Origin of the sequence: Photobacterium sp. S4TG1, from assembly GCF_036040035.1 — a bacterium.
In the GTDB taxonomy this organism is placed as follows: Bacteria; Pseudomonadota; Gammaproteobacteria; order Enterobacterales; family Vibrionaceae; genus Photobacterium.
Window position 1 is genome coordinate 24179 of the sequence record NZ_JAYXUH010000023.1, and the last position, 23684, is coordinate 47862.

Genomic DNA, 23684 nt, shown 5'->3' on the forward strand with positions numbered 1-23684 from the left:
AATGAATAAAGGCGACCGTGTGGTCGCCTTTGTTATTTAATCTACTATTTGCCCTTGGCTGTGGGAGAAATCAATCCCCCCTTGAATCACACCGTTTTTAAGAGTAACTGACGTGCAATAGCCCATAAAGGACCCATTTTCATTGCTTTTTGACGCACCAAAAGCTTTATATTGTCCAGTTAAACTACCAAACTTAGAATATATTATTTGGCTGTTGCTAATAGATAAATCGTCATCAGTAAGAGGTTCATTTGGATCCTTTTTAGCAATTACTAATGATGTAATATCAGTATGTGAGCCCAAAAAAATAGGTATGATACAGTGTCCATTTTTGCAGTTAGTTGATGAATCGCCGCTTGGTGTAACTGGCTTAACGGGTTCTAGTTTTACACCTTCAGCAATATTGAACGTAATAGTCGCTTTCGCACTTTGAGCATTGATACCATCATTTGCTGAAATAGTTAACGTCATTTCGTCTGCATTGATTGGTGTGCCAGATAAGATCAGGTCGCCATTTTGCTGTGTTACAGTAATACCGTTGCTCGTATTTGTCTTTGTCGATTTAAATGTAGGAGTAATTGTTAATTGATCACCATCAGCATCGTTGAATAAATCGGAAATAGCATAAGTCACATCATCTCCGATCGGCATACCTTGTGTTAGCTGTAAGCTATCAGTATTACTTTGAAGTTCTGTTTGTCCGTCTTTGATCAGTGTTGGTACAGCATTAGGCGTAACAGCGGTAACTTTCAATTTAATAGTGGCTATTGCACTTTGTTTATTAACACCATCATTTGCTGAAATGGTTAACGTCATTTCGTCTGCTTTGGCTGGTGTGCCTGATAATACAAGCTGCTCACCTTTTCTTGTTACTGTAATACCGTTGCTCGTGTTTGTCTTTGTAGATTTAAATGTAGGAGTAATTGTTAATTGATCACCATCAACATCGTTGAATAAATCGGAAATAGCATAAGTCACATCATCACCGATCGACTCACCTTGGGTTAGCTTCAAGCTATTAGTATCATTTTGAAGTTCTGTTTGTCCTGCTTTGATAACTGTTGGTGGTGTATTAGGTACAATAGGAATAACTTTAAATTTTAGTATTACTGGCTGACTTAAAGCTCCGTTATTATTAGCTACAACGTTGATAGAGAATGTCCCAGCTAGAGTAATTGCACCTTCAATTGTATTGTCTTTATTAGTTAAACTTTGTGGCATACCTTCTACATCGTATGTTAATGCAGAGTTATCACCATCAAGGATAAATAGAGTCTTAAGACCAATGGGTTGGATTTGATCTTCAATCTTTAAAGTTTGTGGTTTGATTGTTTTTGCAACTTGACTTAGTTGCGGTTGTTCGATGTTTTCAGTTGAACCATTTTTTTGAATTACAGGCACAGATGTAGATGTCTCTGATTCATCCATTGCTTTATTTACTAAGTCTGCAATATCAATACTATTGTAATTAACTGATGTATCTTCTAGCGCATTAACAATTTTATTTAATACCACGCTTTGAGCTGAATTTCCAAAAATATCGATTTTAGGGTTTTTAGTCGTGAAGTCAGCAAATTTTTCTTTAATTGCCGCTTGAGCATCCGCAACAGTCATATTTTTGTTTGCTTTCATTTCATTAACAACTAGTGTTGTTATTGGTGTAACAAATATTGATGTCGCTGGCGCGGAAAAAGTATGTTTATCTGCTGTGACAAGAATAGTTTTATCTTTATCTTGCTCAGTAATAACGAGTTGACCAATACCATCTTTATTTGTGATAACGCCATCGTTATCACATGCAATAGGATTGCTTGTTAGACACATTTTTACATAAGGAAAGCTACTATTAATTGCTGTTGTAGATGTTGTTGTGTCACTACTACTACTACTACTACTACTACCACTATTACAACCAGAAAGAGCCAAGACTGAAAGAAGTGCGGTTGCGAGGATCGATTTCTTGAATTGCATTTTTATACCTATTTAGTATATATGTAAGCGTTGAATTTTAGATATTTCCGCAGATAAAACAAACCTATTGCATACTAAATTTGATTTATATCAAGCTATATATTTCATGGGTGAATGAGTTGTGTTGGTAGTATTAAAATGTGTTCAATTTATATCGATGTAATGATAATAATTATATAAATTAATTGCTTACTAATAGATGTTGATAGGACTGCGGATGTACAGTTATGATTTTTAATCATAATGATTGCTCTTATTGGCTCTGTAGAGTATTGGCTGTGATCTCTAACAGCACGTGCTTCTATTTATCAGCCATCGCTAGGCTCACTGATCAGTATTGGCTTTAATTATATTTTCTCAGGTTCATGGTGGATCACCGCCTTTCCTGGCATTGTACTGATTACGTTAGTGTTAGTGATTAACTTGCTCGGTGATTGGCTACGGGATGTGTTTAATCCCAAGATTTATAAAGGCTAATAGGCTGATGTTTAGATAGTAAAAAGGCGACCGTATGGTCGCCTTTTGTTTTAGAACGTAAAGGTATTACTCTTGGTTAGCTTCACCTTTCCAAATTAGATTTAGCTTAATGTGTTCTAATAACGCATTATCACTATCATTTACATAACCGATAAGGCTATAGTTTTCATCTAATTTAAAATCGGATGGAATGGTAAAATTAATAACGGCATTAGTCATTTCATCTTCTGTAACGTTATTACACATACCAGGGATGCCATTTGAGTCATTAAATGTTGCCGAGGATAGTACAAAGTTGCGATAGAATTCATTTGCGTTATCACAGCTAAATCCAGTGTCACTATCTAACCATAATGCCACTTTATTCATTTGACCATCATTAGACATTTGTACGCTATACATAGCACGCTGATAACGGTCCTCATTCATTGCTGGAAGGATAGCTGGAATATCACGTACTTCTGGAGCACCATTAGAAGCGATATTTAAACGTTTTTCGGCATCACTTTGCTTTTCAAAATAAGTGTAACGTTCTGTATCTTCACCTTCAGTTAGCGTGACTACCTGTGTATTTGGCAATGAAATATTCATGTCTGAAACAACATTATATGCTAGCGCACTATCGTCAAATTGAACTTCAATTGTGCCCTCGACTATTTCATAGCTACCACCGATAGTTGCAGCATCTGAACATTTATTACGGTTAGCAATGGTTCGATCATTAAAGTAGATAGAACCGTTATCAAACCGAACTGAATCACACCATGTTTGTGAGAATTGATCGCCATTCGTGCCTTCTTCAATTACATACCATGTTCTGCCTACTAATGGGTGAGTTACCTCTGGCGGTGGTGGTGTGATTGCTTCTAATACCGTTGTGACGAATGTTGCTGTAGCTGCTTGATCATTAATGCCATCTGTAGCGGTTAGAGTTAATGTTAGCTCACCTTGTTTGGTTGGTGTGCCAGTTAACACGAGTTCATTGTTGGTATTAATTTTTGCAACAATGCCATTATCAGTTGTTGTTGCAGTGATAGTTAATTCATCACCATCAACATCATTAAATAAATCAGTAATAGCAATATTTGCATTGGTGATATTTTCACCTTGCGTTAGCATTAAATCTTTTAATTGCTGTTGCAGTGTTGCTTCAACTTCGTTATTAACTGTTGGTGCAGTATTCGGTGTTGTTACTGTTAAGCTTGATGTTAGAGCGTGACTATTTACTTTGCTGTCATTTGCGGAGATGTATAAAGTAAAAATACCAGCAATTTTAGCGGTACCAGAAAGGATACTGTTTGTTTGTGTCAGACCTAAATTATCTAAATCAATCGTTTCATTTTTAGCGTTTTTAACCTTAATATCATATGTTAAAGCGTCGCTATCTTTATCCTTGAAATAGGTGTTTAAATCAATATCTGTAATCACTGCATTAAGTTCTACATCAGCAATTTTAAGTGGTTTTGTGATAGTTGGGCGATGGTTTGGTTTAACCGTTACTTCATTACCTGTGATTGTGATTTCTGGTGAGAAGTCTTCTAAAGTGCTGTCATCTTTATCTTTGATTTGGCTCGTGACTTTGCTGGTGATTTCTAGCTGCTGCACTAGTGTTTTATCATTATTGTCTGTTAACGATTCAGCAATAATACTAATTTTTTTAGCTTCAATTGATGGGTCTTTAATAAAGTCACCAAAAGCTTGTTCTGCAGTAATTGTTAACCCGCTATCAGTTAGAGTTTTAATTACTTCAGCTTGGGCTGTTTCTGCTGTTAGCTCATTATTTGCAGCCATTACTTCTACTACAAGGTTTGTCATAGGAGTAACAACAGACGAGCCTGCAGGTGCGGCAAGATCAAACGCTGTTGCTACAATACCGCGATCTTCATCAATGGTTTTATCTTCAATTGCCGCAATACAAACTTGATTATTTTGATATTTAATTGGAAGGTTAAATTCACCGCCTGCAGTTGTGGTTCCAAGTGGTAATTCACAGCCATTGCTAGCGTCACCATCCGCATCAACTTTTACTTCGGCATTTACTAAATAACCATCAATAGCTTTAATGGTAAATGTTTCTGATGGCGTAACACTTGAAGATGAATCATTGCCACAACCTGTTAAGGCTAGTGCTGCTAATAAAGAACCGGTTAGAAGAGAAAGCTTGAATTGCATTGATAAACCCTTAATGACGTATTTTTATAAAATTTTAACTCGATGATTTTATTGATATTTAAGATAATGACAATGCTAAAAAGCGCTTTCATTCTTGTGGTGAATATAAAACTTTTGGAACTGTGATCACACTTATATAATTGGCGTTTTAGTTATTCCTTGGCGGGATGCTGCGTGTGAAAATGAACAAAAAAAAGCGACCATAAGGTCGCTTTTTTAGATATTTAACTATTATATTTAGAAAATTAAATGTGCCATTAGCGCAATTACTGGCAGAGTGACTAAAGTACGTAGAATAAAGATCACAAATAACTCCCATGCTTTAACCGGTACTTTACTACCAATTAATAGCGCGCCAATTTCAGACATGTAAATTAGCTGAGTAACTGACATCGCTGCAATGATAAAGCGAGTCATGTCACTTTGAATGGTTGATGCCAAAATCGATGGCAAGAACATATCGGCAAATCCAACCACGATGGTTTTTGATGCTGCTTCTGCTTCAGGAATATGCAGTAATTCTAGAAATGGAATAAATGGCATTCCGAGGTAATCAAAAATTGGTGTGTTCTCTGCAATTACTAACGCCATAGTACCAATTGCCATTACAACGGGCAGTACACCAAATACCATATCAATTGCATTTTTAATACCATCAAGCACCATCGCGGGTAAGCTTTTTACTTCCGCTGCTTTTTTAAGTGCTTGCTCAAGCCCATAAGAGAAAATGTTATGGCCTTCAGGAACAGTTTCATCATGTGATGATTCAGTGGTGCCATTAATATAGATATTTTTCTTACGTGATAACGGTGGTAAGCGCGGCACGATAATCGCGGCGACTAACCCTGCCAAACATACGGTTAAGTAAAACGGGGCAAACATATGCTCTAAATTAACTTGAGCGATAACAACTAAACTAAAAGTGATGGATACCGCAGAGAATGTAGTACCAATAACAGCGGCTTCACGCTGAGTGTACATACCTGATTCATATTGCTTGCTGGTCAGTAATACGCCAACAGAACCATCACCTAACCACGACGCAATACAGTTAACAGATGAACGTCCCGGCAGGCCAAAAATAGGGCGCATGATACGGGTAAATAGAGTGCCAAAGAATTCTAATAAGCCAAAATTAAGCAGTAATGGCAGCAGTAAACCTGCAAAAATAAATACTGAAAATAAAACGGGTAATAAATTATTTAAGACTAAGCCGCCAGTTGCATCGTTACGCAACATCACCGGACCAATATTAAAGTAGGTCATTACAGCAAAAATAGCGCCAAGCTGTTGCACAATAAACCACATTAAAGATGGGTTTAGTAAGCCATTGATAAAGCTGTTACGAGTAATAAACCCAGGCTTAAAGAGCTTAGTAATAATAGACATGATGGCAGTAAAACTGATCACGCCAGTAACAATCGATGTCAGTGAATTTTCAAAATGGCTTTGGATTGTTTTGGCTAATACGGCGATAGGGATCGTAATGTCACCGTCAAAGTTGATCGGTGCCATAAAGAGAAACACGCCAATTAATGATGGAATGATAAACATTAACCAATTATTAAGATTCTTAGGTGGAGCGACTGCTTGTTGATGCATATTTGTCTATAACCTACTGGTAGAAACGGCCGAATTAATGGGGGTATCCCCGAGGTCTTGTAAGAATAACTATTCATTGTTATTCCATAAATAAGAAAGCGAAGATTACCGTTTTTATCTAATAGATGGAATAGTCAGTAACTAAAAAAATGGTTATTTATGCGATTATTTAGATTTTTTATTCTGACTGGTTATGTTTAGACTTTAGGTGTGTGGAATTGATTTACTATTTCAAAAAGATGTATTTATCACGTTGCATAATAATTTTGAGTTAATTGTTACTGGATGGTAATAGTCTTTATATTTTTAAGCTATTGTTGATTTTAAGTGTTCAGTTAAACTTGATTCCACCAGAAAGCATCACTAAAGATGATGCTCAGTTAAATAAATAGTCGGCTGAATTTAGTCAATAATTTCAGATACGACTGCCATTAATTTTTGTGACATCCAAATCCAATAATAAATTGATTATCTGTACTCAATAAGATCACAGTATCGATTTTGGTCTTACTATAAAAATAAGGCTCTACCAATGACAACATTAACAACGAAGCCAGGCATCACACTGATCAAATCAGGCTCTTTTAAATTAAACGATCTCAGTAAGTTACTTGAGGTTGAAGGTTTAAAAAGTGATATGGCAGAGGTTGCTGTAACCACGAACAACAACGTATTAACTATGGGTCATTTCACTATGTCTCCAGGGGTTGAATTTGAATACTTTTACGATTCTGTTGAGTATAAAGTGATCACCAAAGGTAAAATTGTTGTTCGTGATGAAGACGGCACTAAATATGTTGCTGAAGTTGGTGACGTTATTTTATTTAGTCCTGATGCTAGGGTTATCTTTGATGCTGAGAGTGATGGTGAAGCTATCTACACAGCCCATCGAGCCGCTGCCGCTGATTTTGCTCCGGCACAATAGAAATAGTATAAATTTAACCCCTAATATGTTGTTAGGGGTTGTTTTGATGGATATCGATGTTTAACCATTACTATTTGGTAACAGTGTTTTTGATTTTCATAGTATTGTTAATCAGAAGGTAATGGTTAAAATAGATCACATTATAACGGCTTGTTAATTTCGTATAGACTGAAATGATTGAGCTAAAATAACGATGAGGTACACCATGGCAGCACATTCAAATCAGCAATTTCATGTCGGTCAGATCATTGATGAACACCCATTTGTTGCTGGTGATGGCGCAGTGATTGAGATATTCCGTAATGATATGAGTAATATCGTTTTTATTGGTTTAACGGGCATTACAGCAGAAGAGCAGCAAATGATGGCAGAAGCGACCGCAGAATTTGGTTTAATGAAAACTGAAAATGGTGGTTGCTTGGTGGTATTTAAGTTGGCTGAACTTGCGTTTGATATTCAATTTAATGCTGCAGCTATTCCAAATGAGTATTTTCAACAGCCAACAACATCAACATTAGCTTTATCGATGATGGCGTTAGATACCAACAATAATGAGCTTAAAGTGATCCGTGAATTATCATTACCTGAAGCGGTTACCCAACAAATTATTGAAGTAATGACGATTCAACGTGCGATTGAAGATCCAATGGCCGTTAATGCAGAAAACATGCATCTATTGAATACGGTTAGTACTGAAGAGTTATTAGAAAAAATCACTTTAACACCAATTCAGACGGTAATTGCGCCAAGCTGCAGTTGTGGTCATCGCCATGATGATGGGTATCACCATCATTAAGCTATCATTTTTGATGTTAGAGATTAGATAAAATAAAGATATAGTTTTGAAGTTAATACTATTCAGTAAAGCCTAAAATTCATACTAAAAAAGTCTTTTTAAATAAACGAACCTAGCCATTGCTAGGTTTTTTTATATTTGAGATATTCAGCTGTTTATAAAACAACCAATTCTCACGTAAGGGTTATCTCTACGTTAATACCGTATTTTTATCTATTAATAAAAACATGGAAATTAAGTTACCAATGTTAACTGTGTTTCATATGATTTTTTGATATAATATATTATTGGGTAATACATTTTAGGATCGCTGTGCAATATAAAGGATGTTTTAAAAAGATGTTTAGTTTGAAGCAATTGCTAAAGAAGCATAAAAAGAAATATAATGAGTCTAATAAGATAAAGAAAACCTTTATTATTACATTATTTTTATGTGTTTTTTTTAGTTCCTGTATCAGTATAATCTTCTTTTCTAAGATATCTATTCCTCATGAAAATAATATTTTTTATAAGTTTTTATTTGATACTTTTAATTTATTGTTCATTTTGGTTTCTTTTATTTTACTTCAATGGGGTAAAATATTGGTTAAAGATGCATACATAATATTGAGCTGTGGTGTTTTTTTGTGGGGGGGATCTTTATTTTTCAGCCTATATAATGATGTTAATATATTACCAGGGTGGTTTTCATTATGGGTGTATAATATATTTAAGACTATTGGTATATTACTTTTATTAATTGGCGTTTTTATTTCAATAAAAAAAACCAATAAAAGATGTGATTATTTTAAGTTGCTTGCCACAATTGATGACTTAACTGAACTTCCTAATCGTAGATATTTCCAAGAAGAGCTCAGAAAATATGAAAATAAGATGCTTTTATTTATTATGATTGATATTGATAATTTTAAAAAAATAAATGATAAATATGGGCATGAAGAAGGTGATAGAATTTTACATAGTTTTGGTATGGTTTTATTAAATTATAAAAATAGTAATATTTTTTCTGCTAGATTGGGTGGAGATGAGTTTGCAGCATTTATAATTAGTAATGATAAACAAAAAGCTATTATCTTTGCTGAATACCTTTTAAATGAAATAAAAAACATTATGGTTAAAGATGAATATCATATGACTCTAAGTATTGGTATAGCATGTAAATTTCCATTTGAATCAAATAAGATAGGATTGCAGCGAGCAGATAAAGCCTTATATAAAGCTAAAGGGAATAATAGAAATAGATTTGAATGGGAATAAATGAGTTATATATTTTGATTAGAGATAGCAATATAGTAAGATGTATAATATACATCTTACTATGAATATTATTAGTTATATAAGTGTGGCTCACTGATTGTTCTATGTGTGAATTCACTTGAATTACAAGGTATTGAGTAGTAAAACCCTTGGCATAAATCAATATTTAATCGATTTATTTTATTTAACTCTGCGGCTGTTTCAATACCTTCTGCAACAATCATTAAATTTAATGAATCACCTAAAATTGCCAATGTTTCAAGCATATTACTTTGTGAAACTGCAAAGTTATCTGATATGAAACATCTATCTATTTTCATTATATCAAAAGGTAATTCTTGTATTGTTATCAAATTTGAATACCCAGTACCTACATCATCAATAGAGAGTAATACTGATTCTTTTTTTAGTTGATACATTACTTCTTTTATTTCATTTAAATAGATGAAATTATTTTCACTTTCAGTTAGCTCAATGATAATGCGATTTTTTATCATTGGATTTTCCTTGATAAAATGAATAATTTTTTTCATGAAATCTTTATCAAGAAGCATAGTGACGGTAAAGTTGAAACTTAGCATGAAATCTTTATTGATATTCGCTCTTTTTATAGTATCAAATGATTTTTTGATTAAGCTAAAAGTTACTTCTTTTATTTCATCTGTTTTTTCTAGATCGGCAATGAATTCTGATGGAGGAATAATTATACCATTTGAGTACCATCGGCATAATACTTCTGCAGCAATAAATTTATTTTGTTTTTTAGAGTATATAGATTGATAAAAAGGTATGAACTCATTGTTGGTTACCGCTTTTTTCATTTTTCTATTTAAAACTCTTTTACTATCAAAGTATGTAGTTAATATAAATGAAACCATATATATAAATAGTAATGACATAATAAAACTACTAAATAGTAATGCAATAAATTTATTAAATTTCAACCCGCTAGTAATCATTAAATGTAAGTGTTTTACATTGTTAGTTAAACTATAGTATAAGTAGGAGGTAGATGATTTGTCATTATGATCTTTAACTTGATAATTTGTTATTGCATTATGACTAAAATCATTTAATAATTTAGAATAGAAATTTATAATATAATAGCCATTATCATATTTGAATATATAAATTAAATTATTTTTATTGTATGGGTCAGTAAAGAATTTGACAGGAATATTTTTATTTATTACTTCTTTTATATAATTAGGTACATTATTACTAATGCTTCCATTATTCCCATAATAATATTTGCCATTTTTTATGTATGATATTCCCATTATTTCTGGATGTTTTTTATCAATTAAATCTAAAATTCTTTTGTTTTCTTCATTATTATTAGTTTGTAAGTTATCTAGATGCTCGATGTGTTGTTGTGGTTTATATATGACATTGTCTAATAATGTTTCAATTGTCGCTATTTGTTTCTGTTCTATATAACGAATAGTTACATGGCTTATTAATAAAGATAATAAAACGCTTAATAAAATAGCGATCATAAATGGAAATAGTTTTTTCAATTTCATCTTTTAATTCTACATTTATATAACATTCTTAAATAAAAAATCATTTATATTTATAACTATTATTGGATCTAATTTTGTGGGTATATTTACCACAAGTGCATTGTTGTTACAAATTTTTATTTCAAATGAAATAAAGTCAGTATTGAAATTTATATAATCTATGGTTGATTTTTAATTAAGTTATAGATTTGTTGTTTTAATATAAATGTATAGAATAAAAAAGCTGGCAATCAATATTGAAATAACCAGCCTAGTTTAAACCATGGATGTTGACTACATTTTATAGTATTACTAACCCCTCATGGTAACAAATTCTTCCGAACCTGTTGGGTGGATAGCCACAACACTATCAAAATCAGCTTTAGTTGCGCCCATCTTCATCGCGACACCAAAGCCTTGAATCATTTCATCAACGGTATAGCCAATACCGTGTAGACCAACGACTTTTTCATCATCACCAGCACAAACAAGCTTCATTTTACATGGCTGGCGGTGGGTTGTGACCGCGGTGTACATTGCAGTAAAGCCTGATTGATAGACTTTTACATTATCCTCACCGTATTGATCAATGGCTTCTTGTGTTGTTAGACCAATAGTGCCGATTGGTGGATGGCTAAATACCACTGTTGGTACCAGTTTGTAATCCATCTTGGCTTCTGGTTTGTTGTTAAACAGACGCTCAGATAATTGACGGCCGGCTTTAACTGCAATCGGCGTTAGTTCGATACCGCCTTCCATGATGTCGCCAACACAGTAAATACCTTCAATATTGGTTGCTTGGTATTGATCAACCTTGATGTAGCCACGCTCATTGGTTTCAACCCCTGTTGCTTCCAGGTTGATTTTGTTTGTGGTTGGATGACGACCAATCGCCCAAATCAATAAATCGGTGTTATGTGATTCGTCATTTTCAAAATGCAGCGTGATTGAACCATCAGCTTCTTTGATCACTTCTTTAGGAATTGAGTGGGTGTGCAGGGTTGGACCTTCAGCAGCCATAACTTCAACTAAAGTGTCGACAATCATTGGATCAAAACTACGTAGTGGCGATTGTTTACGAACAAATAGGTGAGTATCTGTACCTAGTGCACTTAATACACCTGCGATTTCAACAGCGATATAACCCGCACCCACAATTGCAGTACGTTTTGGTTGTGCCGTTAATTCAAAGAAACCGTTTGAGTCGATACCCAGTTCTGCACCTGGTACATTAGGGATCGTTGGCTCACCACCGACTGCAATCAAAATATGATCGGCAGTGTAGTGCTCACCGTTAACAGCAATAGTTTTAGCATCAACAAATGTGGCAAAACCATTGATGACTTCAACGTTATTATTGCCAAGTACATTGTCATATGAAGTGTGAATGCGGCTGATGTAAGCTTCACGGTTTTCAACCAGTTTGGCCCAGTTGAAATCTTTCACATCAACATTAAAGCCATAGTCTTTAGCATAAAGATGGATAGCTTCAGCGATTTGAGCGCCGTGCCACATTACTTTTTTGGGTACACAACCGACGTTAACGCAGGTGCCACCAAGGGCTTTTGCTTCAATTATTGCAACTTTAGCACCATACATTGCAGCACGGTTTGCTGATGCAATACCGCCGCTACCACCACCGATACAGATGTAATCAAAATGCTTTGCCATGACTTTACTCCAATAGATGTTATGAATATTCATTGTCACCTAGTGTAATCAAGATTGGGCTGAGTGACGAGGATTTAAAATCGGAAAAATCGATTAGTAAAATGTTTTACCATCGAAAATGATGATTGTAACGTGTGGAATGTGGCAGCTACACCGTAATGTAGCTGCTTTTTTAGTAAAAATATTATTGGTGATATTTACTCAGGTACAATCCACTCAATTTTATGATGGCCATGATTTGGAGCAATAGCTTGTTGTAACCACGGCAGGATTTGCTCCATTTGGTGAGCTAATTTCCATGGTGGATTGATAACAATCATGCCAGAGGCTGTCATGCCACGTTCTTCAGTGTCTGGTTCTACGCCCAACTCAATTTGCAGAATATTGCGAATGTCTAAATCTTTTAGACCTTGAAGCATGTTATCAATTGTTTCACGGTAAACCACTGGGTACCAAATTGCATAAGTACCTGTTGCCCAACGTTTATGGCTTTGCTTGATCGCTTTCACTACATCTTGGTATTCGTGTTTCAGTTCATAAGGAGGATCAATCAACACCACGCCTCGGCGTTCTTTAGGCGGTAAGCTCGCTTTTAAACGTGCGAAGCCATCTTCTTGGTACATTTTAACGCGACGATCACCACGAAACTCTTGCAGCAATAATGGAAAATCGCTCGGGTGTAACTCGGTTAATACCATGCGGTCTTGGTCACGAATTTGTGCGCGCGCCACCTTGGGGGAGCCTGGGTAGTAACGTAACTCATCGCTGTCATTAAGAGCTTTAATTGCATCGATATACGCAGTAATTTCGGTCGGAATATCATCGCGAGACCAAATACGGGCGATACCTTGCTTAAACTCACCGGTTTTTTCGCTGCGTTCATCTTGCAGATCGTAACGACCAACACCTGAGTGAGTATCGTGATACACGAACGGTTTATCTTTTTGCTTGAGTGCATCCAGAATTAGGCTTTGAACAATGTGTTTAACCACATCTGCGTGGTTGCCAGCGTGAAAGCTGTGGCGATAACTCAGCATGAAATTAGTCTCTATCGGTATCTAAAGCAGGGGTGCTAGTGGCTATTATCGTCAATTATTCAGCAATATCCAACTATGGTGCCAACCTTTGCTATTCTCAAGATTGAGGAACTGCGCTATTTCGGCCTTTTTAGACGCTAAACCGAACAAGGGATTGAAATTTATCTATCGCGGGCGCATGTTAATAAGAAGATAAAAATAAAGGAAAAACGTATGTCTAACCCATTATTGACAATGACTGATTTGCCTCCATTTGCTCATATTAAACCTGAGCACATTAAACCTGCGGTTGAACAAGCGATCACTGACTGTCGAAATAACGTTGAATCCGTACTGTCTCAATTTCAAATGCCAACATGGGAAACGATTTGTCGTCCATTGGCCGAATTAGATGATCGTCTAGGGCGCATTTGGTCACCAGTAGGGCATCTTAATGGGGTTAAAAATAGCCCTGAATTGCGCCAAGCATATGAAAGTTGCCTACCGTTATTATCTGATTATGCGACGTGGGTTGGACAGCATAAAGGCCTTTATGATGCATATAAGATGATTAGAGACAGCGATGATTTCGCTGATTTAAGTCAAGCTCAACAAAAAGCGGTGACAGATGCCCTAAAAGCTTTTGAACTGTCAGGTATTGGGTTACCAACTGAGCAACAACAACGTTTTGGTGATATCAGTAAGCGTTTGTCTGAACTTGCTTCAACCTTTAGCAATAATGTTCTAGATGCGACTATGGCATGGAGCAAGGTGATCACTGATGTTGAGCAACTGCGTGGCTTGCCTGAATCTGCATTGCAAGCGGCACAAGCGAATGCAGAAGCTAAAGGTGAGCAAGGTTACTTATTTACGCTTGATATTCCATCGTATTTGCCGGTGATGACTTATTGTGAGAACCGTGAGCTACGGGCTGAAATGTATCAAGCATTTAGTACTCGCGCGTCAGATCGTGGTCCTAATGCGGGTGAGTTTGATAATACTGATATCATTGCTGAAAAACTAAAATTAAGTCATGAAATGGCGCGTTTATTGGGCTTTAGTAACTATGGTGAGAAATCACTGGCAACTAAGATGGCACAATCGACCGATCAAGTGTTGGGCTTTTTAAATGATTTGGCTGATCGTGCTAAGCCACAAGGTGAGCGTGAAGTCGCTAAACTACGTGATTATGCTCGTGATGAATTTGGTATTGAGCAGTTAGAACCGTGGGATTTTGCTTTTTATTCTGAAAAATTAAAGCAACATCGTTACAGTATTTCTGATGAAGAATTACGCCCATATTTCCCAGAGCAAAAAGTGGTTGCGGGTTTATTTGAAGTGTTAAACCGTGTGTTTGGGCTTGAGATAAAACAGCGCCACGGGGTGGAAGTGTGGCATGAATCTGTGACTTTCTATGACATCTTTGATGCTCAAGGCACGTTGCGCGGTAGCTTCTATTTGGATTTATATGCCCGTGAACACAAACGTGGTGGCGCATGGATGGATGAGTGCATGGTTCGCCGTACTCGCATCGATGGTAGCTTACAAACGCCAGTGGCATATTTAACCTGTAACTTTAATCGTCCTGTTGGCGATCAACCTGCGCTGTTTACTCATAACGAAGTAACGACCTTGTTCCATGAAACTGGGCATGGCATTCACCATATGCTGACTCAAATTGATGTAGCTGCAGTGTCTGGTATTAATGGCGTGCCGTGGGATGCAGTTGAACTACCAAGTCAGTTCCTTGAGAACTGGTGTTGGCAGGAAGAGGCGTTAGCTTTTATTTCTGGTCATTATGAGACGGGTGAGCCATTACCAAAGATGATGCTTGATAAAATGCTGGCGGCTAAAAACTTCCAGTCAGCGATGTTTATTTTGCGTCAGCTTGAATTTGGTCTGTTTGATTTTAGTTTATACACTAACTACGATCCTGAAATTGGCGCACAAGTGCTAGCAACGTTATTTGAAGTTAAAGATAAAGTGTCTGTCGTTCCAAGCCCTGAATGGGGTCGATTCCCGCATAGCTTTAGTCATATTTTTGCAGGTGGCTATAGTGCGGGGTATTACAGCTACTTATGGGCAGAATTATTATCGGCTGATGCGTTTTCTCGTTTTGAAGAAGAAGGTATTTTTAATACTCAAACTGGCCGTGACTTCCTAACCTGTGTGTTAGAAAAAGGCGGCAGTGAAGAGCCTATGGAGCTGTTTAAGCGCTTCCGTGGCCGCGAGCCACAATTAGATGCAATGCTGCGTCATAGCGGTATTACAGGCTAAGGCTTGCTTATCATAAAACGATAGCAAATAAAAAAGGCTCCTTGGGGAGCCTTTTTTGATCATAGCGTTAAGAGGGGTGTCCACTTAACTTAATTGTTTGATGTTATTAGTCTTGTGCCGTTACTACCATTGGCCAGCCCATATCAGTTTGACGGGTGGCTTCTTGGGTAAGTTCACTACGGGTTAAGGGGTTATTGATAAGCCATTTTGCCGATAATAGTAATGTCAGTTTGTTCTCTTCCATGCGTAAGCTAAACGGAGGTAAACAAGTTTGATCGCGACGATGACATAAAATAATCGCTAGTCGTAGTAAGCGTAATAAACGGGCTGCACTGGGTGCCGATAGCGCATATTGCTCTGGTAAGCTGGTTAATGGGCCGTTGTGACGACGCAGTAATTCAGCTATGAGATTTTTTTGGGCACGAGTAAAGCCAGGTAAATCCATGTGCTTAATTAAGTAAGCTGCATGTTCCCCACTTTTTTTAAATTCAATGCTAGCGCCAATCTCATGTAATTTGGCTGCTGCTTGAAGTAAATTTTCAGCAGGTGGCTCTAATTGCCAGTTAGGACATTGAGCTAATAACGCCAATGCCATATCGCTAACATTATCGGCATGGGTATGATCTAATTGAAACCGCTGCTGCATGCTGCTGATCGTACGCGAGCACACATCATGGTGACGCATTTGATCCATCATTTCGTAAACCAATCCTTCACGTAGCGCACCGCCAGCAAGGGTCATTGATTCAATCTGTAATGATTCAAATAGCGCAATTAGGATTGATAATCCACTTGGGAAAACCAGCGCACGTTCTAATGTTAAACCTTCAATATCAAGGTCTTCTAAACGTTCATATTGCATTGCTTGGCGCTGAAGGCGTTTCAGTTTTGGCAGGGTGATAATTTCATCCATGCCTTGTGCTAGCATTATTTCTTGCAGTGCTTGCACGGTACCACTGGCGCCAACACAGGTTTCCCAGCCTTGGTGCGTGTAGCGTTCAATTATGGTTTCAATCGCTTCTTTTGCGCCGTTAATGGCAGCATCAAAGTTAACTGAGGTTAGGTAGCGATCTTTAAAGTAGCGCTCTAGCCAAGTGACACAACCAATTTTTAGGCTTGTGAGAGCACTGGCATCAAAACCTTCACCAATAATGACTTCGGTACTGGCGCCGCCAATATCGACCACCAGGCGTTTATCGCTGCCCCCAGAGGTATGTGCGACCCCTTGATAGATAATGCGTGCTTCTTCTTCACCCGCAATCACACTCACAGGATACCCAAGTATACTGTGAGCTTGGGAAAGAAATTCGTTAGCATTGACCGCTGTACGCAAGGCGGCAGTACCGACAATGCGAATATGATCAGGTTTGATGTCCTGCAAACGTTCGGCAAAGATGGCCAAACAGTCAAGACCCCGCTGAATGGCGTCTTGGCTGAGTTCGTTTTGATTATTCAAACCTGCAGCTAAACGAACTTTTCGTTTAATTTTAGCCAGTGTTTGAACACTGCCATTGACTTCACGAACAACCCACATATGAAAGCTGTTCGAGCCTAAATCAATCGCTGCATAAAGCGGTGATACTGAATTTCTTTCCATAGAGATACTTTAACTTATTTTATGCTGGTTTGTTTTGTGGCGGACGACGGCGATTATTACGCTGACGAGATTGCCCCTGGCCTTGACCTTGACGCTGGTTATTACGACGACCACCTTGGCGAGGAGTACGCTGTAAGCGAATCGGCGCAGGTAAATCATCTAAAAGAGCATCGGAGTCATATTTTGATTGTGGAATACCATGCTCGATGTAGGTCTCGATTGCAGGCAAGTTAATCGCGTATTCTTCACAAGCAAAGCTGATTGAATGACCACTTTCACCAGCACGACCAGTACGACCGATACGGTGAACATAGTCTTCTGCGTCATCTGGAAGGTCAAAGTTAAATACGTGGGTAACCATTGGAATATGCAGACCACGAGCAGCGACATCCGTTGCTACTAGGATATCAATATCACCTTTGGTAAATTCTTCTAGAATACGTTCACGTTTTTTCTGTGGTACATCACCGTTAAGTAGACCTACGCGATGACCATCAGCGGCTAAATGACCCCAAACATCTTCACAGCGATGTTTAGTGTTGGCAAAAATAATCGCACGATCAGGCCATTCTTCTTCAATTAACGTTTGTAATAAACGCATTTTTTCTTGGTTTGATGGATAGAATAACTCTTCTTTAATGCGGTGACCTGTTTTTTGCTCAGGTTCAACTACAACACTTTCTGGGCTATTCATGTGCTCAAATGCAAGTTCTTTAACACGGTATGATAACGTCGCTGAAAATAGCATGTTTAAACGTGCTTTCGGCTCAGGCATACGACGGAACAAGAAACGGATATCTTTAATAAAACCTAAATCGAACATACGATCGGCTTCATCCAATACCACCACTTGAATGCTAGCAAGGTCGATAACACGCTGCTTGTAGAAGTCGATAATACGGCCACAAGTACCGATTAAAATATCAACGCCTTCGTCAAACACTTGTTTTTGTTTTTCATAAGGTTCACCACCGTAAGCTAGACCAGCTTTTAAGCCGGTACTTGCTAATAGCGATGAAGCATCATTGAAAATTTGGATCGCCAACTCACGCGTTGGCGCCATAATGATCGCTCGCGGTTGGTTGGTTTTACGCTCTGCTGGTGCAGGTGTCTCCAATAGATGGTTAAAAGTAGCGGTCAGAAAGGCAAGGGTCTTACCCGTACCTGTTTGAGCCTGTCCCGCGATATCATGGCCAGTGAGCACAACTGGCAATGCCAAGGCCTGGATCGGGGTACAATTATGAAACCCTTTCTCTTCCAATCCTTTTAGTACTAGGGGGTTTAACCCTAGTTCGGCAAATTTCTGCTCTGTGATATGTGTCGTCTTCATTGCTATAGAATATCAGCTTAGGGTTGCAATACGAAACGTATTCCATTCAAATAGGATAACGATTTGCTGGTTAATTCAATATCAGCTAACAAAATCACTGTTGGAGTGGAAGATGAGCGATAAGATTGTGCAGCTTACCGATGAAAGTTTTGATACTGATGTTGTCAATGCTGCGGGTCCTGTACTGGTTGATTTCTGGGCTGAATGGTGTGGACCTTGTAAAATGATTGCCCCTATTCTTGACGAAATCGCTGATGAATACGAAGGTAAATTAACGATTGGTAAATTAAATATCGACCAAAATGCGGCGACACCGCCAAAGTTTGGTATTCGTGGTATTCCAACGTTATTACTGTTCAAAGATGGTGCAGTAGCAGCAACTAAAGTCGGCGCGTTGTCAAAAACACAGCTGAAAGAGTTCCTTGACGCGAACTTATAAGTGACATAATTGCGAGCCATGCACAATTTCTAAGTTGTGCATGGTTTGTCTAGCGACTATGCTAGACTGATAGAACGTTTAGTGTTAACGTAACGCACAGAAATTACATTTCCGTTCATTTCTTGACCAGGCCCTATTGGTCATCCTTATCTCAACTAATATAGAACCCCGATTTTGACAGACAAGAAACCCACCACTATGAATCTTACAGAACTCAAGAGCCAACCTATCCCTAAGTTGGTATCACTTAGCGAAAGTTTAGGATTGGAAAACCTGGCCCGCCTACGTAAGCAGGACATCATCTTCTCCATTCTTAAGCAACATGCTAAAAGTGGTGAGGATATTTTTGGCGACGGTGTTCTAGAGATTTTGCAAGACGGCTTCGGCTTTCTGCGTAGCGCAGACAGTTCTTACCTTGCAGGCCCTGATGATATTTATGTATCACCAAGCCAAATTCGTCGTTTTAATCTTCGTACTGGCGACACCATAGCTGGAAAGATTCGTCCACCTAAAGACGGTGAACGTTACTTCGCGCTACTAAAAGTAAACGAAGTAAACTACGACAAACCCGACAACGCCCGCAATAAAATCCTTTTTGAAAACCTAACTCCACTGCACGCAAACGATCGTATGCGTATGGAACGTGGTAATGGTTCAACAGAAGATATTACAGCGCGTGTTCTAGATTTAGCTTCTCCTATCGGTAAAGGCCAACGTGGTCTGATTGTTGCTCCGCCAAAAGCGGGTAAAACAATGTTACTGCAAAATATCGCTCAAAGTATTTCTTACAACCACCCTGAGTGTGTGTTGATGGTATTGCTTATCGATGAGCGTCCGGAAGAAGTAACTGAGATGCAACGTCTTGTTAAAGGCGAAGTGATTGCATCAACATTTGATGAACCAGCATCTCGTCACGTACAAGTGGCAGAAATGGTTATCGAAAAAGCAAAACGCCTAGTCGAGCATAAGAAAGATGTGGTTATCCTTCTTGACTCAATTACGCGTCTAGCACGTGCTTACAACACCGTTATTCCTTCTTCAGGTAAAGTATTAACTGGTGGTGTAGATGCCAACGCCCTTCACCGTCCTAAGCGTTTCTTTGGTGCGGCACGTAACGTAGAAGAAGGCGGTAGCTTAACTATCATCGCAACAGCGCTAGTAGATACTGGCTCTAAGATGGATGAAGTTATTTACGAAGAATTTAAAGGTACAGGTAACATGGAACTTCACCTTTCTCGCAAGATTGCTGAGAAACGTGTTTTCCCTGCGATTGATATCAATCGTTCAGGTACCCGTCGTGAAGAACTATTGGCGAAAGCTGATGAACTACAGAAAATGTGGATCCTGCGTAAGATCGTTCACCCAATGAGTGAAACTGATAGCATGGAATTCTTGATCGACAAACTATCAATGACCAAGACAAATGAAGAGTTCTTTGACGCAATGCGTCGTCAAAAATCATAAGTAATTTAAGCGGTTATTGAATTAAAAACGTCACTTTCATGTGGCGTTTTTTTTTGGCTAAAATTCAAACCATAAGGTTAGCTTGTTTTGGTTAACCCACAGAATTTTAAAGGGTATTTTCTTTTTGGGAGCGGCGGGTGTTTTCCGTCGCACAACTGGTTATACTAGCAAAAATCATTCTCATTAGGTCAATGGTAGTAATGTCCATTTGACTTAGTTTAGCTACAGGTAGTCGCTATGAAATACAAGGATCTGCGTGACTTTATTGCCTATTTAGAGCAGCAAGGGCAATTACAACGCATTCAACAGCCCGTCGATCCTAATCAGGAAATGACGGAAATTTGCGATCGTACTCTGCGCGCTGGGGGCCCGGCATTGCTGTTTGAAAATCCTGTAGGTTATAACATGCCAGTGCTGGCAAACTTGTTTGGTACGCCTGAGCGCGTTGCAATGGGAATGGGACGTGACAATGTTAAGCAATTACGCGAAGTTGGAGAATGGCTGGCGTATTTAAAAGAACCTGAACCACCTCAAGGTTTACGTGACGCAATCAATAAAATTCCGGTATTTAAGCAAGTGCTTAATATGCCCACCAAAGTACTCCGTAAAGCGCCTTGCCAACAAATTATTTGGCAAGGTGACGAGGTTGATCTCGATAAAATCCCTGTCATGAGTTGCTGGCCTGATGATGTTGCACCGTTACTGACATGGGGATTAACCATTACTCGTGGTCCGAATAAAAAACGCCCAAATTTAGGTATTTATCGCCAACAAAAAATTGCCAAAAATAAAGTGATTATGCGCTGGCTTGCTCATCGTGGTGGCGCGTTAGATATGCGTGAATGGTGTGAAGCCCATCCTGGTGAGAAATTTCCAGTAACAGTTGCTTTTGGCGCCGATCCTGCCACGGTACTAGGTGCTGTAACGCCAGTGCCTGACACGTTATCTGAATATGCATTTGCTGGCTTATTGCGTGGTAGTCGCACAGAGGTGGTTAAAAGTATCAGTAATGATCTACAAGTGCCTGCTAGTGCAGAAATCGTGATGGAAGGCTATATCGACCCTGAAGAATATGCCGATGAAGGACCTTATGGCGATCATACCGGCTATTACAATGAAGTTGAGCGTCATCATGTGTTTACCATTACTCATATCACGATGCGTAATGATCCGATTTATCACAGTACCTATACCGGTCGTCCACCGGATGAACCTGCGGTGCTTGGCGTGGCGTTAAACGAAGTATTTGTGCCTATTTTGCATAAACAATTTCCTGAGATTGTTGATTTCTATTTGCCGCCAGAAGGGTGCTCTTATCGCATGGCGGTGGTGACAATGAAGAAGCAATACCCTGGACATGCTAAACGGGTCATGATGGGAGTGTGGTCGTTTTTACGTCAGTTTATGTACACTAAATTTGTGATTGTATGTGATGATGATGTTAATGCGCGCGATTGGCAGAGTGTGATCAATATGATGACCACGCGTATGGATCCGGTTCGAGATACATTACTGATTGATAATACGCCAATTGATTCATTGGATTTTGCGTCGCCAGTGGTGGGCTTAGGCTCAAAAATGGGGATTGATGCCACCATTAAATGGCCAGCAGAGTTAGCGAATACTGCAGCAACATCGGTCGGATTAAAGTCTGCTGAGTATGATATTGAGGCTGGATTACTCGCTTTACGCCAGCAATTTCCTGCGATCATCGATTGTTATTTACCGCCACAAGCGGCTGATCACAGTATGGCAATCGTGAGTATTAATAAAACTGTTGTGGGTGAAGGTCTACAGGTTATGAGCGCAGTCTCTGCCTTTTTGAATCAATTCACCGATGCAAAATTTGTGATTATCTGTGATGGCGACGTCAATGTGCGCGATTGGAATGATGTTATTTGGGCGGTTACAACCCGCATGGATCCAAGTCGTGATACGGTATTAACTGCTGCGACTACAGAGCGTTGCTCAAAGATCGGTTTTGACGCTACCAATAAAATTGGCGCTGAAACCCAACGAGAATGGGGCACGCCGATTATTAAAGATCCTCAAATTGTGGCACAAGTAGATGCAATGTGGGCGCAATTAGCAATCAATCACTAGCTGTTAAATATGGGCTTGAGTAACAATCAAGTGCCTAATCTTTTTATACTTCAATGATAATACCTATCATTGAATTGAGAGTTTTTATGTATCAAGTACGCCTGTTGCCCAATAACATTACGTTTACTGCCGATGTGCAGCAAACCGTATTACAAGCAGCGCTCAACGCAGGCATCGCTTTTCCTAATCGCTGCCAAGTGGGTGCTTGTGCAATGTGTATGTGTCGTAAACATCAAGGTGAGGTAAGTTATCAGCTTGAGCCGATGTTGACGCCACAAGAGCAAGCACAAGGCTGGATTTTTGCTTGTCAGGCGAGAGTGGAAAGTGACTTGGTGTTATCGTTAGACTAGAGGAAAACCATGTCTATCCAATGTGAAGTAAAGTCAGTTGAACCGTTGGCATGTAATACATACCGTATTTTGTTAACGCCATTACAAGCCCTCGATTTTAAAGCAGGGCAATACTTATTAGCAGTAATGGGAGAACAAGATAAACGCCCGTTTTCGATTGCTAGTAGCCCTTGTCGTCAAGGTGAGCTTGAGCTTCATATTGGCGCTGCTGAACATAATGCTTATGCACTAGAAGTGGTTGAGACGATGAAGAATGCATTAACGGCTCACCAACCTGTGACGATTGAAGCGGCGCATGGTGAAGCTTGGCTACGTCATGAAAGTCAACGTCCATTGCTAATGATTGCTGGTGGAACGGGGTTCTCTTATATTCGAAGTATGGTTGACAATTGTATTAGTCGTGGCTTAACTCAGCCGATTTTTATTTATTGGGGTGGACGTGATTTGTGTCAGCTGTATGCGAATGATGAAATGCAAGCACTAACACAGCAATACGCCAATATTAGCTATGTACCTGTTGTAGAAACAGCGCCTGAAGGTTGGCAGGGTAAAATTGGTAATGTATTGGACGCAGTTGCTGACGATTTTGTAAGCTTATCTGCCTATGATATTTATGTGTGTGGCCGCTTTGAAATGGCAGGTGCTGCGCGTGAACGTTTTTGTACAGAAAAAGGTGCATTACGGGAGCATATGTTTGCCGATGCTTTTGCGTTTATCTAGTTACTCTAAAGC

General features: G+C 38.6%; 17 protein-coding genes and 1 pseudogene. 10 read left to right on the forward strand and 8 right to left on the reverse strand.

Going from position 1 to position 23684, the window contains the following annotated elements; translation table 11 throughout:
* Nucleotides 1–36: 36 nt before the first annotated feature.
* Complete coding sequence (locus VXS03_RS18705) at nt 37–1971, reverse strand: hypothetical protein (protein ID WP_327765353.1); 1935 nt, start codon at nt 1969–1971, stop codon at nt 37–39.
* A 309-nt stretch (nt 1972–2280) separates the two neighbouring features.
* Here VXS03_RS18705 and VXS03_RS18710 point away from each other — a divergent pair.
* Nucleotides 2281–2448: pseudogene (locus tag VXS03_RS18710) on the forward strand (ABC transporter permease); the annotation flags it as partial.
* 66 nt (nt 2449–2514) lie between these two features.
* On the opposite strand, the gene VXS03_RS18715 reads toward VXS03_RS18710, so the two are convergent.
* Both VXS03_RS18715 and VXS03_RS18720 read right to left on the reverse strand, forming a co-directional pair.
* Entirely contained in the window at nt 2515–4620 is a 2106-nt protein-coding gene (locus VXS03_RS18715; protein WP_327765354.1) for a hypothetical protein, read from the reverse strand.
* 237 nt (nt 4621–4857) lie between these two features.
* The gene (locus tag VXS03_RS18720) at nt 4858–6222 is read right to left on the reverse strand and encodes a YjiH family protein (RefSeq protein ID WP_327765355.1); all 1365 of its coding nucleotides are present in this window, start codon (nt 6220–6222) and stop codon (nt 4858–4860) included.
* Between the two features lie 532 nt (nt 6223–6754).
* Between VXS03_RS18720 and VXS03_RS18725 the strand changes: the two genes are divergently transcribed.
* From VXS03_RS18725 to VXS03_RS18735, 3 genes are all read left to right on the forward strand, one after another.
* On the forward strand, nt 6755–7147 hold the full coding sequence (locus tag VXS03_RS18725; RefSeq protein WP_327765356.1) for a cupin domain-containing protein: 393 nt from the start codon (nt 6755–6757) through the stop codon (nt 7145–7147).
* A 205-nt stretch (nt 7148–7352) separates the two neighbouring features.
* Nucleotides 7353–7943: a hypothetical protein gene (locus VXS03_RS18730; protein ID WP_327765357.1), complete on the forward strand. Its 591-nt coding sequence runs from the start codon at nt 7353–7355 to the stop codon at nt 7941–7943.
* A 312-nt stretch (nt 7944–8255) separates the two neighbouring features.
* Nucleotides 8256–9200: a GGDEF domain-containing protein gene (locus tag VXS03_RS18735; RefSeq protein WP_327765358.1), complete on the forward strand. Its 945-nt coding sequence runs from the start codon at nt 8256–8258 to the stop codon at nt 9198–9200.
* Between the two features lie 71 nt (nt 9201–9271).
* On the opposite strand, the gene VXS03_RS18740 is transcribed toward VXS03_RS18735, so the two are convergent.
* The 3 genes from VXS03_RS18740 to VXS03_RS18750 all read right to left on the reverse strand — a co-directional run bounded on the left by VXS03_RS18740 (nt 9272) and on the right by VXS03_RS18750 (nt 13413).
* Nucleotides 9272–10726 (reverse strand): EAL domain-containing protein, encoded by a 1455-nt coding sequence (locus VXS03_RS18740; protein ID WP_327765359.1) that lies wholly within the window; start codon nt 10724–10726, stop codon nt 9272–9274.
* A gap of 291 nt (nt 10727–11017) precedes the next feature.
* Entirely contained in the window at nt 11018–12376 is a 1359-nt protein-coding gene (gene gorA / locus VXS03_RS18745) for a glutathione-disulfide reductase (RefSeq protein WP_327765360.1), read from the reverse strand.
* A gap of 197 nt (nt 12377–12573) precedes the next feature.
* A complete protein-coding gene (locus tag VXS03_RS18750) occupies nt 12574–13413 on the reverse strand; it encodes a 23S rRNA (adenine(2030)-N(6))-methyltransferase RlmJ (RefSeq protein ID WP_327765361.1) in 840 nt (279 codons plus the stop codon).
* Nucleotides 13414–13626: 213 nt separating this feature from the next.
* Here VXS03_RS18750 and prlC point away from each other — a divergent pair, with 213 nt between their 5' ends.
* A complete protein-coding gene (prlC, locus tag VXS03_RS18755) occupies nt 13627–15669 on the forward strand; it encodes an oligopeptidase A (RefSeq protein ID WP_327765362.1) in 2043 nt (680 codons plus the stop codon).
* A gap of 106 nt (nt 15670–15775) precedes the next feature.
* Here the strand turns inward: prlC and gppA are convergent, their stop codons facing one another.
* Both gppA and rhlB read right to left on the reverse strand, forming a co-directional pair.
* On the reverse strand, nt 15776–17266 hold the full coding sequence (gene gppA / locus VXS03_RS18760; protein WP_327765363.1) for a guanosine-5'-triphosphate,3'-diphosphate diphosphatase: 1491 nt from the start codon (nt 17264–17266) through the stop codon (nt 15776–15778).
* Nucleotides 17267–17285: 19 nt separating this feature from the next.
* Entirely contained in the window at nt 17286–18596 is a 1311-nt protein-coding gene (gene rhlB / locus VXS03_RS18765) for an ATP-dependent RNA helicase RhlB (protein ID WP_327765364.1), read from the reverse strand.
* 112 nt (nt 18597–18708) lie between these two features.
* On the opposite strand from rhlB, the gene trxA reads away from it, so the two are divergent.
* The 5 genes from trxA (at nt 18709) to fre (ending at nt 23672) form a co-directional block, all read left to right on the forward strand.
* The gene (trxA, locus tag VXS03_RS18770; protein WP_036789189.1) at nt 18709–19035 is read left to right on the forward strand and encodes a thioredoxin TrxA; all 327 of its coding nucleotides are present in this window, start codon (nt 18709–18711) and stop codon (nt 19033–19035) included.
* Between the two features lie 198 nt (nt 19036–19233).
* On the forward strand, nt 19234–20499 hold the full coding sequence (gene rho, locus VXS03_RS18775; RefSeq protein WP_080159272.1) for a transcription termination factor Rho: 1266 nt from the start codon (nt 19234–19236) through the stop codon (nt 20497–20499).
* Between the two features lie 237 nt (nt 20500–20736).
* The gene (gene ubiD / locus VXS03_RS18780; protein WP_327765365.1) at nt 20737–22602 is read left to right on the forward strand and encodes a 4-hydroxy-3-polyprenylbenzoate decarboxylase; all 1866 of its coding nucleotides are present in this window, start codon (nt 20737–20739) and stop codon (nt 22600–22602) included.
* Between the two features lie 86 nt (nt 22603–22688).
* The gene (locus VXS03_RS18785) at nt 22689–22952 is read left to right on the forward strand and encodes a 2Fe-2S iron-sulfur cluster-binding protein (RefSeq protein WP_327765366.1); all 264 of its coding nucleotides are present in this window, start codon (nt 22689–22691) and stop codon (nt 22950–22952) included.
* Between the two features lie 9 nt (nt 22953–22961).
* Entirely contained in the window at nt 22962–23672 is a 711-nt protein-coding gene (fre, locus tag VXS03_RS18790; protein WP_327765367.1) for an NAD(P)H-flavin reductase, read from the forward strand.
* Nucleotides 23673–23684 lie beyond the last annotated feature (12 nt).

What these genes read in the sequence shown, in the direction of transcription:
- rho (WP_080159272.1), top strand. Translation starts at nt 19,234, where the DNA reads ATGAATCTTACAGAACTCAAGAGCCAACCTATCCCTAAGTTGGTATCA.
- VXS03_RS18750 (WP_327765361.1), bottom strand. Translation starts at nt 13,413, where the DNA reads ATGCTGAGTTATCGCCACAGCTTTCACGCTGGCAACCACGCAGATGTG.
- prlC (WP_327765362.1), top strand. Translation starts at nt 13,627, where the DNA reads ATGTCTAACCCATTATTGACAATGACTGATTTGCCTCCATTTGCTCAT.
- VXS03_RS18730 (WP_327765357.1), top strand. Translation starts at nt 7,353, where the DNA reads ATGGCAGCACATTCAAATCAGCAATTTCATGTCGGTCAGATCATTGAT.
- trxA (WP_036789189.1), top strand. Translation starts at nt 18,709, where the DNA reads ATGAGCGATAAGATTGTGCAGCTTACCGATGAAAGTTTTGATACTGAT.
- ubiD (WP_327765365.1), top strand. Translation starts at nt 20,737, where the DNA reads ATGAAATACAAGGATCTGCGTGACTTTATTGCCTATTTAGAGCAGCAA.
- gorA (WP_327765360.1), bottom strand. Translation starts at nt 12,376, where the DNA reads ATGGCAAAGCATTTTGATTACATCTGTATCGGTGGTGGTAGCGGCGGT.
- rhlB (WP_327765364.1), bottom strand. Translation starts at nt 18,596, where the DNA reads ATGAAGACGACACATATCACAGAGCAGAAATTTGCCGAACTAGGGTTA.
- VXS03_RS18715 (WP_327765354.1), bottom strand. Translation starts at nt 4,620, where the DNA reads ATGCAATTCAAGCTTTCTCTTCTAACCGGTTCTTTATTAGCAGCACTA.
- VXS03_RS18720 (WP_327765355.1), bottom strand. Translation starts at nt 6,222, where the DNA reads ATGCATCAACAAGCAGTCGCTCCACCTAAGAATCTTAATAATTGGTTA.
- VXS03_RS18705 (WP_327765353.1), bottom strand. Translation starts at nt 1,971, where the DNA reads ATGCAATTCAAGAAATCGATCCTCGCAACCGCACTTCTTTCAGTCTTG.
- fre (WP_327765367.1), top strand. Translation starts at nt 22,962, where the DNA reads ATGTCTATCCAATGTGAAGTAAAGTCAGTTGAACCGTTGGCATGTAAT.
- VXS03_RS18785 (WP_327765366.1), top strand. Translation starts at nt 22,689, where the DNA reads ATGTATCAAGTACGCCTGTTGCCCAATAACATTACGTTTACTGCCGAT.
- VXS03_RS18725 (WP_327765356.1), top strand. Translation starts at nt 6,755, where the DNA reads ATGACAACATTAACAACGAAGCCAGGCATCACACTGATCAAATCAGGC.
- gppA (WP_327765363.1), bottom strand. Translation starts at nt 17,266, where the DNA reads ATGGAAAGAAATTCAGTATCACCGCTTTATGCAGCGATTGATTTAGGC.
- VXS03_RS18740 (WP_327765359.1), bottom strand. Translation starts at nt 10,726, where the DNA reads ATGAAATTGAAAAAACTATTTCCATTTATGATCGCTATTTTATTAAGC.